Here is a 13,329-nt window from a genome sequence, read left to right on the forward strand (position 1 = left end):
TCTGAAAAGAAAGAAAGCTATATCTAGTCTCAACAAGTGCGAACCTGAACCAAAGCGAACTCTGATGCGTAACAAGATTCTTCTGGCCGCCTTTGTCGCGGTCTTGTGTTGTGCCCCGGCGTGGGCCGGGACGGACGGGACCACGTCCCTCAAGGAAACCGTGGCCCTTGCCGTGAAAAGTCATCCCAAGGTCAAGGCCATGCTGCACAATCGCGAGGCCATGTCCCGGACCCTGTCCGCGTCTCTGGGCCGGTTCTTCCCGTCCCTTGATCTCTCTTCCTCCTACGGCTTGCAGCAGTATGACAGTCAGGATACCCGGCTTGCCGGGCGGGATCAGGACTCCAAGGCCGCTTCCGATTCCACGCTGACCCTGACCCAGAACGTGTTCGACGGCATGGAACGCCTGAGCCGGTACGACATGGACAAGGCGCGTCTGGACTCTGCGGAGGGCCGGCTGTTCGACAACGTGGAAACCATTGGTCTGGACGCGGTGCGCGCGCACATCGACGTGCACCGGGAGCGCATGCTGGCGCATCTGGCCGTGGAGAACGTGGCATCGCACAAGGATATTCTGTCCTCCATCGCGGAACGCGTGGCTGCCGGAGCCGGAAGCCGCGCCGATGAAATGCAGGCCAGAGGCCGCCTTGCCCGCGCCGAGACCACGCTCATTACCTATGAAGGCAATCTGCGTACCGTGGAAGCCAATTATCTGCGCATGACCGGACATACTCCCGGCGTGCTGGCCGTGCCCGGTTTTGCGCCGGAATTCATGCCCGCCAGTCTGGAAGAGGTCATGGAAAGGACCCTTGCCGACAATCCCAAGCTTCGGGTGTACAAGGCCGAGGTGGCAGCCGCGTCCGAAAGCAGGGACATGGTGGACGCGCGCATGTATCCGGACGTGGATATCAAGCTCAGCTCCCGGTATACGGACAATCTGGACTCATCGCGTACCTACCTTCAGGACAACCGCGCCATGCTTGCCCTGTCCTGGAATCTGTTCAGCGGCGGGTCGGACTACAATGACTCCAAGGCCGCCGAAGCCCGCATCGACGAGGCGCAGGCCAATCTTCAGGATACGACCGACGATCTCGTGCGTCAGGTTTCCTCGGCATGGTCCGAATACGTGACTGCGGCCGGACAGGTGGCCAAGCACACCGAAGCCTTGCAGTACAGCCGGGAATCCCGGGACATGTACATGCTTCAGTTCAACGTGGGCCAGCGCAGCCTGCTGGACGTGCTGGACGCCGTGAACGAGGTGTTCAGCAACGCCGTGCTGCTGGAAAGCGCCAGAAACAATCAGATATTCACGCTCTACAAGCTTCGCACCCTCGAAGGGAAGCTTGTCGCCACCCTTGAGCTCGGCAGGGACAGCTACGACTCCAGCTCCGAGTAGTCTGGCGTCTTGAAAGGACGATGAAACGGGACGCGGTCAGCCAAGGGCCGCGTCCCGTTTTGCTGAATGGGACAGGGTCGGTTCTTGACGCATTGGGCAGGGGAATGCAATTGTGATGGTGGTCCGGCATGTGTCGGGCATACCGAGATTTTTCGGAGGCGAAATGCCGGAGATTCGCGTTTTCCCGGATACCCGGGCCCTGAGCAGGGGGGCTGCGGAACTGTTTGTCTTTCATTCGCATCGTGCTCTGGAACGTAGCGGCAGGTTTGCCGTCGCTCTCTCGGGTGGATCCTCGCCGCTGCCCGTATTCGAAATGCTGGCCTCGGAACCGCTTTGGCGGGCCGTTCCCTGGGACCGGACGCATGTGTTCTGGGGTGATGATCGCGCTGTCGGGCCGGACCATGAGCACAGCAATTATCGCCCGGCCCGGGACCTGCTGCTGAGCCGGGTGCCGATCCCCGGGGACCATGTTCACCGCATTCGTGGCGAACTGGGCGCACAGGACGCGGCTGTTGCCTATCGGCAGGAATTGGCCCGTTTCTTCGAGGATGCCGTGCCCGCATTCGACCTCATGCTTCAGGGGCTCGGCCCGGACGGCCATACCGCATCCCTGTTTCCCGGTTCGCATGCACTGGATTCCCGGGAGTGGGTGGAGCCCGTGCCCGCGCCGGACATGGAGCCGCGCGTGGAGCGCGTGACCATGACCCTTCCCTTGCTGGCTGCGGCGAAAAACGTGATCGTGCTGGCAACAGGAGTTTCCAAGGCACCGGTTTTGAAGAACATTTTCAGCGCGGCTTCGGAATCTGAAAAGTACCCTGTGGCGCGACTCTTTTCCGGGGACGTTCTGTGGCTGACGGATCAGCCCACCCATGCCTTGGCAACGGAAGGCTGAAGTCCGGAGTGCGAGGCGCTATCCATTGTCAGTGCTTGACAAAATTGTGCCTGCTGCAAAAAAGTGATACTCGAAGATAGGCCTTTTCCCTGGCTGGCTGCGCCAGCCGCGGCCTTTGGACCGGAGCGTCCCTAATCCTCAAACAGGCAACGGCGACAACCTATGGCATCAGATACCAAGGCCGACGCGCCCCGGGCTGAAGCGGAATCCGCAAGCGATTCCGTGCAGCAGCCGTCACGCGATCAGCTCAAGAGCGACGAGCGGCTTTCTCCAAGAGATATCGATTTTCAGCCGCCCCTTGTGGAGTGCCTGTCCGTGATCAGCGGGCTGCTCGGCCGTCCGGTCTCCTCGGCCACGCTCAGGGCGGGCATGCCACAGAAGGACAACGTGGTCACGGCCTCGGCCATGATACGGGCTGCGGAGCGCATCGGCATCACGGCCAAGACCGTGCACAGGCCGAAACTCGGATCACTGACCCAGCTCGTGCTGCCCTGCATTCTGCTTCTGCACGGCAACAATGCCTGCGTGATGCTGGATGCGGACGACGACAACGCCCGGGTGATCATTCCGGGGCAGGGCAGGGAGCCCGTGGAGATTCCCCTTGACCAGCTTGCTGAGGAGTACACGGGCTACGCCATTTTCACCCGGGTCACGCCCAAGCTGGACAACCGGGTCAAGAAACTCCAGCTTCTCAAGTCCAAGCAGTGGTTCTGGCACACGATCTTCCGATTCTGGCCCATCTATCGCCACGTGATCGGGGCCAGCGTCATGACCAACATCATCATAGTGGCCTCGCCCCTGTTCGTGATGAACGTGTATGACAGGGTCATTCCGAACAGCGCCATGGAAACCCTCTGGGCATTGGCTCTGGGCATTGTCATTGCCTACGTGTTCGATTTCCTTCTCAAGAATCTGCGCAGCTATTTCGTGGATGTGGCCGGGCGGAGCGCAGACGTGCTGCTGGGCAGCCGCATCATGAACCATCTCATGAACGCCCGGCTGGACCACATGCCGGAATCCGCCGGCGCCGTGGCCAACAACATCCGCGAGTTCGAATCCCTGCGCGAATTCTTCAGCTCGTCCACATTGGTGGCCCTGATAGACCTGCCCTTTCTGCTTCTGTTCATCGGCGTGGTCTACTACATTGGCGGCCCGCTGGCCTATCCCATCTTCATTGCCGTGCCCGTGGTCATTCTGGTGGGTCTGCTTCTTCAAGTGCCGTTTCAGCACATCATCGAGAACAGCTACAAGGAATCCACGCAGAAGCACGCCCTGCTTTTCGAGATAGTGAATGGGCTGGAGACCATCAAGACCAGTCTGGCCGAGGGCCGCATTCAGGCCCGCTGGGAAAATGTGGTCGGCATGAGTGCCAAGTCCAACAGTCGCGCCAAGACCATGGCCAACATTTCCCTGACATTTTCCATGCTCGTGGCCCAGCTCGTGAGCGTGGCCGTGGTCATTCTCGGGGTGTACCGGATTTCCGAAGGCCATTTGAGCGTGGGGGGGCTGATTGCCTGCAACATCCTGTCCGGCCGCGCCATGGCTCCACTCAGTGCCGTGGCCGGGCTGCTCACCCGTTTCCAGCAGTCGCGCATGGCGCTGAACGCCCTGAACATGCTCATGGAAATGCCCACGGAACGGCCCGACGACATGGAGAGTTTCTACTACGGACCGATAACCCCGTCCCTGAAGTTCTCGGACGTGGCCTTCAAGTATCCGAACACGGACCGGACCGTTCTGCATTCGCTCAACATCAATATCCGCGCCGGGGAAAAGGTCGGCATCATCGGTCGGACCGGAGCGGGCAAGTCCACGTTCGGCAAGCTCTGCGTGGGGCTGTATCAGCCTGTCGAGGGCAACGTGAAGGTCGGGAACATCGACCTGCGTCAGATGGACGTGGCCGACCTGCGCCACAAGGTGGGCTATGTGTCGCAGGACAGTCTGCTGTTCTATGGCACGCTCAAGGAGAACATTGCCTTCGGCCTGCCGGATGCGGATGACCAGTCCATTTTGCACGCGGCCCGCATCGCTGGCGTGACGCGGTTCGTCAAGGATCATCCCGCCGGATTCGGCATGATGGTTGGCGAGCGCGGCTCGTCCCTGTCCGGTGGGCAGCGTCAGGCCGTGGCCATTGCCCGGGCCATTCTGCCGGACCCGGAAATCCTGATTCTGGACGAACCCTCCAGCAACATGGACAACCAGTCCGAATTCAAGCTCAAGGAGCGGCTTGCCCCGTACATCAAGGACAAGACCCTCATCGTGATCACGCACCGTTTCAGCATGCTCGATCTCGTGGATCGGCTCGTGGTGATGGACAACGGCACCATTGCCGCGGACGGGCCGAAAAAGGCCGTGCTCGAAGCCCTGAAGTCCGGCCACGTCAAATTCACCGGGTAACGCCTCATGAGATACAACAGAAAGAAATATCCCACGGATGAACTCCTTTTCATGTCCGACGTGGATCAGGCCCTGTACGGTCAGGGGCGCAAGGTCGCGTACGTCATGTCCGGCACCATCATGGCCCTGCTGGTGCTCTTCGTGCTGTGGGCCAAGTTTGCCGTGCTGGACGAGGTCACGCGCGGCATGGGCAAGATCATTCCGTCCCAGCGGGTGCAGGAAATCCAGAATCTTGAGGGTGGCATCCTGAGCGACATCTTCGTGCATGAGGGACAGGAGGTGCAGAAGGGCGACGTGCTCTGCCGTCTGCGCAACGAGCAGGCCGCCAGCTTCTACCGTGACGCCTACACCAAGTCGCAGGAACACATTGCGACGATCGCGCGGCTCACGGCCGAGGTGGAGGACAAGAAGCCCGAGTTCCCCGAGGAACTCGTGACCGAAGCCCCGCAGCTCGTGGCGGATCAGCTTTCCATCTACAATGTTCAGAAGGAACAGCTGGAAATCGAGCTGGAAATGCTGCGCGACCAGTACTATCAGAAAAAACAGGAAGTAAAGGAAATGGAAGGCAGGCGGGTCCAGCTTGCCAAGAGTCTTGATGTGGCTCTGGAGCAGCGCCGCATTGCCAAGCCGCTGGTTGAAAAGCAGATTCATTCCAAGATGGATTATCTGGCTCTGGAGCAGCGTGTGCTGGAGCTGCGCGGGGACATCGAGGCGTTGGCTCTGGGCATCCCGCGGGTCAAGAAGGCGGCGGAAGAGGCCCTTGGCCGCATCGAGCAGCGGGAGGCCGAATACCGCTATCAGGCGCTTGAGGAAATCAACCGTCGTCGGCTGGAACTGTCATCCATCAAGGAAACCCTGTCCGCCGGCGAGGATCGCGTCACCCGTACCGACGTGCGCTCTCCGGTCCGCGGGATCATCAAGCACATTCTCATCAACACCCTTGGCGGCGTTGTCCAGCCCGGCCAGTCCATCATGGAGGTCGTGCCCCTTGACGACTCCCTGCTGGTCGAGGCCCAGATTCGGCCAACGGACATTGCATTCCTGCATCCCGGGCAGAAGGCGCAGGTCAAGGTGACAGCCTATGACTATTCCATCTACGGCGGACTGGAGGGCACGGTGGAACATATCAGCGCAGACACCATCATGGATGAGCGCAAGGAAAGCTACTATCTGGTCAAGGTGCGGACCAGAAGGAATTCCATCACCTATCGGGGTGAAAGACTTCCCATCATTCCGGGCATGACCGCGAGCGTGGACATCCTGACCGGAAAGAAATCCGTGCTGGACTATTTGCTGAAACCCATACTCAAGGCCAAGCAGAACGCACTCAGGGAACGCTGATGAAGCAGAAGCCGCGTGCATGGAGAACCCGGGCCGCCACATTGGCCGCAGTGTGCTCGGCCGTGCTGGCCGCCTGCCTCTGGGTCGGCCTGAGGCCGGAATCTCCATCTGCGGCGCATGTTTCCCCCGGAGTCGCGGATTCGGGCACTCATGTGGTACGGACCGTCCCTCGGGCGCGACCCGATGTGCCGGACATGGTTGTGCAGAACAGCCAGCCCGCGCCATTGCATACACCCGCTCCCGCTCCTGTGCATACTCCGGCTCCGGCTCCGATTCATGCACCGGCCCCGGCTCCGGCTCCCGTTCACACACCGCCTCCGGCTCCGCTGCAAACGCCTGCTCCTGCACCCATGCATACGCCGCCTCCGGCTCCCGTGTCGATCCCGGCCCCGAGCGTCAAGCCTGCCGTATCCGGGACCGCAGTCGCATCCGGCGCGAATGGGAAGGGTGGCAGGCCGCATCTGTTCGGCACCGTGGAATTCAAGGGCAAGATCAAGGCCCTGCCCAAGTGGACGGGCGTGCTGGACAGGATGAAGGCGTGGAAGGGATATTTCAGGGACGCTTCGACCAATGGCGTGTCGGGCAAGGCCGGGTGGCAGGAGTTGCGCAACGGGGCCGCAGGCAAGGACCGGCTGGAGCAGCTCAAGGCCGTGAACGTGTTTTTCAACAAGTGGCCATACCGTCTGGATCAGGCAAATTACGGCATGCGCGACTACTGGGCCTCCCCACCGGAGTTCCTGCACAAGTCCGGCGATTGCGAGGATTACGCCATCGCCAAGTATTATGCACTCAAGGAACTGGGTTTTTCCATGGACGACCTGCGGATCGTGGCGGTCAAGGACACCATCCGCAACATCGGGCATGCCGTGCTTGCCGTGTATGTGGACGATCAAATATACATTCTGGACAACCAGACCGTGATGGTGCTTCCTCACGACAAGTACACGCATTACAACCCGCAGTATTCCGTGAATGAAAAGTATCGGTGGTTCCACGTGCCGCCGACCAAGAAGACCACGTACGGCACTCCCGCCGTCAAATAACCGCATCCATACGGAGTTTGAGCATGGCTGAAAAACATCCCAATCCCGCACAGGAAGTGCCCCGCGAACTCGCGGTGAAGCCTACGGGCAAGATCGCCGTGGTGCTCGCCGTTGTCGCGGCGATTTCCCTGGGCATCGTGTTCATGACCGGAAAGCTCGTGTCGGACAAGCGTGCCGAGCAGTTGATCCACGTTCAGAAAAGGCTGGAACTCCTGGCCGACGGGCGCAAGGGCGTGATCGACGCCTGGTTGAACCATCTGTCCCATCAGGGCGACCGGCTGATCAAGTCCGATCTGTTTCGGCTTTATGCCTCGGAAATCGACATGTACAAGGGCGACCTTGCCTCGATTTTCGGCGGCGTGGGCGAAACCGCTCCCGAGGACATGGCCGACATTGCGGCCCAGTTGCCCATGATGCAGAACATGCTTCGGGAATTTTCCACCTATTCCGGTTTTCTGGCCGCCCGGGTGCTGAATCGCAGCGGGCTGGCCTACATTGCCACGGACGGGCATCTGCCGCCGCTTTCCGTGACACAGACCCGCATCGCCCAGCGGGCCATGGAGTCGGGCAGGTCCGCGTTCTCGCCGCTTCGCAAGACGCAGTACGGCCTTGAACTGGATGTGTGCGTGCCCATGTTTCCGCCGGATGCCGGAGGTAATACCAGCAAGGCTGTGGGCGCGCTCATGATGACCCGGCAGGTGACCGGAAAGATAACCGAATTGCTGTCCAATTCCGCATTGTCCGCCGAGGGCGAGCATACCCGGCTCATGCAGGCCGAGGACGGAAAATACCGTGAGGTCACGCCATGGACGGCCGAAGGGTTTGTCGGCGTTACCGCAAGGCTGGACTTTTCCGACGACGGGCATCTGGTGTTCGGGGAACGTGCCTGTCTCGCCGATTGCGACAATCCGGTGTATTCCTTTGGTGCCAAGGTGCCGGGCGTGGACTGGTGGGTCGTTCAGGAGATCGGTGCCAAGGCCGCGCTTGCGGATTTTGCCCGGTATGAGCGCACCGCGTACTTTCTGGCCGGTTTCGCCGTGCTCACCATCTTCCTGCTGGCCGGGCTTGCCTGGTGGATTCTGGCCGGAGTCCAGACCAAGAAGGTGGCCGAGAAGTTTCGTGACCTGGCCGAGGAGATAGAGAATCAGAAACGCCTCATCGACAGCATCAATGCGGCTGTGGACGAGTTCATTTCCCTCAAGAATCTCGAAGGCAAGTACATCTACGTGAACGATGCGTTCGCCCGGACCATCGGTCGGACCAAGGAGGAGATGGTGGGCATGGACAATGCCGCCATCTTCGGATTCGACACGGGCCAGCGGCTTCAGGCCTCGGACGACAAGGTCATTGCCACGGGCCAGCCTGTCACGTCCCGGGAAACCATCTTCATCCATTCCAAGCGGCATGATTTTCTGGTTTCCAAATCGCCGTACACCGACGTCCAGAACAAGGTCGTGGGCGTTGTGGCCGTGTTTCGCGACGTGACCGAATACGTGTCGGTGCAGGAAAAGAACAAGCGGCTGGTTCAGCGCGCCATGGAAGCGCTGGTCAGTACCATCGAGGCGGCAGATCCGTATCTTGGTGGCCACAGCCATGTTCTGGCCGGGCTCTCCCGCGAGGTGGCCAAGCGCATGGACCTCTCCGAGATGGACATTGTCGAGGTCGAGACCGCAGCCAATCTGTCCCAGATCGGCAAGGTGTTCGTGCCCAAGGAAATCCTGTCCAAGCCCGGCGCGCTCACTCCGGACGAGATCAAGGTCATGGAGCAGCATGTGGAGCATGCCTACCGGATTCTCAAGGATATCGACATGGGCGAGGGCGTGCTTCAGGCCATCTACCAGATGAACGAGCGGCTCGATGGCACGGGCTATCCCAAGAAACTTGAGGGCGAGGACATCATTCTGCCTGCCCGCATTCTTGCTGCGGGCAATGTGTTCTGCGCCATGATCCGGCCTCGCGCCTACCGGGGAGCCAAAACCCCGGAAAAGGCGTTGGAAATCCTCAGCTCCGAGTCGCATCGCTTTGACCCGGCCGTGGTCGAGGCCCTTCGAACCGTGGTCTCCTCGCCCGCAGGCGAGAAGATTCTCAAGCACGACGACTAGCGTTTGATATCAGCCATGCAACGCCCTCTGCGTCATTTCGACGCGGGGGGCGTTTTTTTGATGCCTTCGGCGACCCTCCCGGGGGGCCGGGCTCTGCCCGGCCCCGCCAAGGAGCAGGGCCCCTTGGATTCCCATTCCGTCTTGAGAATTTGAAGAGGCCGGATACATGCCCTGTCGGGACATGCATCCGGCCTCTCCAAATTCTCAAGACGGGGTGGCTTCTAAAGAGAAATTGACTTTTTTTTCTTTTACCTGTTTCTCCGGAGTTGTATTTTTCGAGAGCAGAATTTTTCGCTTTTCCGCATCTCCTTACGCCGCCATGCAAGCCGGACAAGTTTCCTCATCCCCGCAGGCGGCGTAGCGCCAGAAAGCTTTGAAGAGTCCAGAGAAACTTTCATGACAAATCCGCAGGACAGCGGATTTGGACGCTGGCTTTGCAGCGCCCGAAGGGTGAGGCCCAGGTCGGGTCGAATCAAGGTTTCTCTGGTCGCCGAAGGCAAAAAAAGGGAGCGGCCACATCGGACGCTCCCTTTTTTATTTGTGAATATTTGGGGTGTTAGGCCACGTCCCAGACCGGTCCCTGGGGGGTGTCCTTGACCTCGACGCCGAGGTTGGCGATTTCGTCTCGCAGCTGGTCGGCGCGGTCGAAGTCCTTGTCCTTGCGTGCCTGCTGGCGGCCCTGAATGAGTTCATCGACCTTGGTCGGTTCAATGCCTCGGCGCGCGGCGCGGTTGTCGCGCAGTTCAAGGAGGAATTCCGCGGGATCGCGGCGGAACACGCCGAGCACGTCGCCCCATGCGGCCATGTCCTTGCGGATGCGTTCCATGAGATCGCGTCCGCCTTCGGCCTTGCGCAGATTCTTGTCCTCGAACACGCGTCCGGCAAGGCGGATGGCCGAGAACATGTGGCCGAGGGCCGCAGCGGTGTTCATGTCGTCTTCCATGGCCTCGTTCCAGTGCTTTTCGATCTCGTCGAGTTCGGCGACGATGTCTTCCGGGAACGGGGATTTCTTCCACGAGCTCTTGCCAAGTTCCTGATCGATCTGGGCAAGGGCAGCGTAGACGCGCTTGATGCCCTTTTCCGCTTCCTCAAGGGCGTCGAAGGAGAAGTCCAGAGGGCTGCGGTAGTGCATGGTCAGCAGGAAGTAGCGCAGGGTCTCGGGCAGGAACTGGGCGAGAATGTCACGGATGGTGAAGAAGTTGCCAAGGGACTTGGACATCTTTTCGGAATTGATCTGCACGAATCCGTTATGCACCCAGAAGCGGGAGAATTCCTTGTCCGTGGCCGCCTCGGACTGGGCGATCTCGTTTTCGTGATGCGGGAAGGCGAGGTCCTGTCCGCCACCGTGAATGTCCAGCGGCAGGGTGGAGTATTTTTCACTCATGGCCGAGCATTCGAGATGCCAGCCGGGCCGTCCCTGTCCCCACGGGCTTTCCCAGGAAGGTTCGCCGGGCTTGGCCGCCTTCCACAGGGCGAAATCCAGAGGATCTTCCTTTTCCTCGCCCGGGTCGATGCGCGCGCCGGACTCCAGCTCGTCGATGTTGCGGCCAGAGAGCTTGCCGTAATCCTTGAAGGTACGCACGCGGAAGTACACGTCGCCCGAGGGCGTGGCATAGGCGTGGCCCTTTTCGATCAGGGTTTCGGTCAGCTTGAGCATCTCGGGAATGTGCTCGGTGCACTTGGGCTCGACCGTGGCGCGATTCACGCCGAGGCGATCCATGTCCACATAGAATTCGTTGATGAACTTTTCCGCGATTTCCTCGGCGGTCTTGCCCACCTCGTTGGCGCGGTTGATGATCTTGTCGTCGATGTCCGTGAAATTACGGATGAAGGTGACGTCGTAGCCCGTGTGCTTGAGATAGCGGTACAGCACGTCGAACACCACGCTGGAGCGGGCATGGCCGATGTGACACAGGTCGTAGGCGGTGATGCCGCATACGTACATGTTGACCTTGTTGCCGTTTAAAGGGGCGAAGTCCTGTTTCTTCCGTGCCAGGGTGTTGTAGAGTCTCATTGGAAAGCTCCGTTTTTATTATGCTGAAATTAATCGGCTTTGGTTAAATGTCGCTCTCTTCCGGAGTCACCGTTACGTTGAACAGGCGAAGGTTGTCCGCGAGGTCGCGGCCCATGAAGCCCCAGAGCAGGGGAACCGGTTCCCCGGGGGCCGCCTTCAGGGTCAGGGCCTCGGGATTGCGCAGAAACGCTCCGAGAGCCTGAAAAGCCTGTTCAGCCACATCGTTGTCGTCTGCCGCGGCATTTTCGCTCAAGCGGAAAAGGTCCGCAACCATCATGTCCCGGGCCTGATCCGGGGAAAGCTCCCGCGTCTCACCGGCAAGGGTGAGAAACCGGTTCACCACCGAGCGGTTCGTGAACCGCAGCTCTGCCTTCTGTACGGTCAGGCCGAGCAACCTTTCCACGCGATCAAGGTTGCTGTCCAGCCCCCGGAATGTGCAGGAGAGTCGGAGTTGCGCCACATTGTCCGCGTTGATGGTCAGGTTGTTTATTGTTAATGTACCGTTATCCTTGTCGAAAGAATAGTCAAGTGCACAGTCCGCCCTGAGGGCGCCCACATCCAGAAATCGGCACAGGGAATCACACAGCAGGGCGGTTTCCGGCTCGGGCGTGAAGGTGAGGCCCGCAGCCTCGGCCTTGAGAAAAAGCGGAACCTGATGCTGCTGGTCAAAGGCGTAGATACGCACCGTGTCCGCGGAAAGGCGATTGCCGTCCGGCAGGATGGCGTGGACCCGGTCCAGTCTGATGCTTCTGGACAGGATATCCACGTTCAGTTCGCCGTAGTTCAGGGACAGGCCCGGGGTTGCCGCCACAGTGGCGTCCAGCTCCCGCGCTACCTCGGAGTTCACGAACCATTTCAGACCGAGATAGCCCGCTGCAATGAAGATGAGAAAGGAGACAAGGAACTTGGCGAAGCGGGACATGCTCAGATCTCCCGGAGGCCGGTCACGCAGGCCACGGCCTTGATGCCGAGTTTTTCCCCGGTGAAACCGAGTTTTTCCTCGGTGGTGGCCTTGAAATTCACCTGTCGCGCATCCAGTCCCAGAAGACGGCCCACGTTCTTGGCGATCTGGTCGGCATGGGGCGCAAGGCGCGGCACCTGTGCAATGGCCGTCAGGTCCGCGTGCACGATGCGCACCCCGGCGTTTTCCGCCATGAACAGGACTTCGCGCAGAAGCACGCCGCTGTCCATGTTTTCGAACCTGTTGTCCGTGTCCGGAAAATGGCGACCGATGTCCCCGCCGCCAAAGGTGCCGAGGATGGCGTCGGCCAGAGCGTGCAGAAGCGCGTCGCCGTCGGAATGGGCTCGGATGCCGGGCGCGCCCGCCGGATGGGCACCCCGCCGAGCACGAAATCGCGATTTCCGCCGTAGCGGTGCACGTCGTAGCCCCAGCCCGTGCAGGGAATGGTTTCCGTGGGGCGGCGCAGCAGCGCGAGATCGTCCGGATTGGTGATCTTGATGTTGGCGGCTTCGCCTGCGACCACGGCCACAGGAGCGAGCCGTTCGGTCATGCTCGCATCGTCCGTGACTTCCCAGCCCTCGGCTTCGGCCTGTTCGTGTGCGCGGGCCAGAAGTCCGGTCTCGAACGCCTGCGGGGTCTGCACGGCGCGGAGTTCGTCCCGGTTCAGGGTCTCGGCCACCTCGTCGTTGGAAACGCGTTTCACGGTGTCCGTGACCGGGATGGCGGGAATGGCTGCCTGCGCTCCGTTTTCCAGAGCGTGGATCAGGGAGCTGACCAGCGTGGCCGAGGCAAAGGGACGGGCCGAATCGTGCACCAGCACGGCGTCGCAGTCCCGGGGCAGGGCGGCGAGCCCGTTGCGTACCGAGTCCTGACGGCGGTCCCCGCCCTGAACCGTGGCCCAGCGGATGCCGAGGTCTTCGGACCGGAACAGCTTGGACACCTGTCTGGTCATGGCCTCTTCGTCCTCGGGCGGGAAGACGATGACAATGCCCTCGACTGCGGCGATGCGGGAAAAAGTGCGTGCGGAATGCCAGAAGAGCGGGGCGCCCAGGTATTCGAGATACTGCTTGCGGACGCCGCCCGAGACCTTGGCAAGGCGGGGAGCCTGCCCCGGCGGCCAGGATGATGCCCCAGACGTGTTTGAGCTGGCGGGTCATTGTGCGCCTCGTATGCATGAGCGCCGGGC

General features: G+C 60.7%; 8 protein-coding genes and 1 pseudogene. 6 read left to right on the forward strand and 3 right to left on the reverse strand.

Features of this window, described 5'->3' with window-relative positions:
* The first annotated feature begins 64 nt into the window (after positions 1-64).
* The 6 genes from MPN23_RS14880 to MPN23_RS14905 all read left to right on the forward strand — a co-directional run bounded on the left by MPN23_RS14880 (position 65) and on the right by MPN23_RS14905 (position 9,168).
* Positions 65-1,393 carry a TolC family outer membrane protein gene (locus MPN23_RS14880; RefSeq protein WP_243544989.1) on the forward strand — a complete coding sequence of 443 codons (1,329 nt, stop codon included), beginning with the start codon at positions 65-67 and terminating at the stop codon, positions 1,391-1,393.
* 163 nt (positions 1,394-1,556) lie between these two features.
* On the forward strand, positions 1,557-2,285 hold the full coding sequence (pgl, locus tag MPN23_RS14885; protein ID WP_243544990.1) for a 6-phosphogluconolactonase: 729 nt from the start codon (positions 1,557-1,559) through the stop codon (positions 2,283-2,285).
* Positions 2,286-2,447: 162 nt separating this feature from the next.
* Complete coding sequence (locus MPN23_RS14890; RefSeq protein ID WP_243544991.1) at positions 2,448-4,682, forward strand: type I secretion system permease/ATPase; 2,235 nt, start codon at positions 2,448-2,450, stop codon at positions 4,680-4,682.
* A 6-nt stretch (positions 4,683-4,688) separates the two neighbouring features.
* Positions 4,689-6,023 carry an HlyD family type I secretion periplasmic adaptor subunit gene (locus MPN23_RS14895; protein WP_243544992.1) on the forward strand — a complete coding sequence of 445 codons (1,335 nt, stop codon included), beginning with the start codon at positions 4,689-4,691 and terminating at the stop codon, positions 6,021-6,023.
* Positions 6,023-7,066 (forward strand): transglutaminase-like cysteine peptidase, encoded by a 1,044-nt coding sequence (locus MPN23_RS14900; RefSeq protein ID WP_243544993.1) that lies wholly within the window; start codon positions 6,023-6,025, stop codon positions 7,064-7,066. The genes MPN23_RS14895 and MPN23_RS14900 overlap by 1 nt, the downstream gene beginning before the upstream one ends.
* 23 nt (positions 7,067-7,089) lie before the next feature.
* A complete protein-coding gene (locus MPN23_RS14905) occupies positions 7,090-9,168 on the forward strand; it encodes an HD-GYP domain-containing protein (protein WP_243544994.1) in 2,079 nt (692 codons plus the stop codon).
* 556 nt (positions 9,169-9,724) lie between these two features.
* Here MPN23_RS14905 and cysS read toward each other — a convergent pair.
* The 3 genes and pseudogenes from cysS to ispD form a co-directional block, all read right to left on the reverse strand.
* A complete protein-coding gene (cysS, locus tag MPN23_RS14910) occupies positions 9,725-11,182 on the reverse strand; it encodes a cysteine--tRNA ligase (protein WP_243544995.1) in 1,458 nt (485 codons plus the stop codon).
* A gap of 43 nt (positions 11,183-11,225) precedes the next feature.
* On the reverse strand, positions 11,226-12,104 hold the full coding sequence (locus tag MPN23_RS14915) for a hypothetical protein (RefSeq protein WP_243544996.1): 879 nt from the start codon (positions 12,102-12,104) through the stop codon (positions 11,226-11,228).
* Positions 12,105-12,106: 2 nt separating this feature from the next.
* Positions 12,107-13,300, reverse strand: a pseudogene (gene ispD / locus MPN23_RS14920) (2-C-methyl-D-erythritol 4-phosphate cytidylyltransferase).
* Between the last annotated feature and the right edge of the window lie 29 nt (positions 13,301-13,329).

The sequence above is a fragment of the Pseudodesulfovibrio tunisiensis genome (assembly GCF_022809775.1).
Taxonomy (GTDB): domain Bacteria; phylum Desulfobacterota; class Desulfovibrionia; order Desulfovibrionales; family Desulfovibrionaceae; genus Pseudodesulfovibrio; species Pseudodesulfovibrio tunisiensis.

Bases quoted from the DNA above. Each gene is read 5' to 3' on its own strand.
- MPN23_RS14890 (WP_243544991.1), top strand. From the start codon at position 2,448: ATGGCATCAGATACCAAGGCCGACGCGCCCCGGGCTGAAGCGGAATCC.
- pgl (WP_243544990.1), top strand. From the start codon at position 1,557: ATGCCGGAGATTCGCGTTTTCCCGGATACCCGGGCCCTGAGCAGGGGG.
- MPN23_RS14880 (WP_243544989.1), top strand. From the start codon at position 65: ATGCGTAACAAGATTCTTCTGGCCGCCTTTGTCGCGGTCTTGTGTTGT.
- cysS (WP_243544995.1), bottom strand. From the start codon at position 11,182: ATGAGACTCTACAACACCCTGGCACGGAAGAAACAGGACTTCGCCCCT.
- MPN23_RS14895 (WP_243544992.1), top strand. From the start codon at position 4,689: ATGAGATACAACAGAAAGAAATATCCCACGGATGAACTCCTTTTCATG.
- MPN23_RS14915 (WP_243544996.1), bottom strand. From the start codon at position 12,104: ATGTCCCGCTTCGCCAAGTTCCTTGTCTCCTTTCTCATCTTCATTGCA.
- MPN23_RS14905 (WP_243544994.1), top strand. From the start codon at position 7,090: ATGGCTGAAAAACATCCCAATCCCGCACAGGAAGTGCCCCGCGAACTC.
- MPN23_RS14900 (WP_243544993.1), top strand. From the start codon at position 6,023: ATGAAGCAGAAGCCGCGTGCATGGAGAACCCGGGCCGCCACATTGGCC.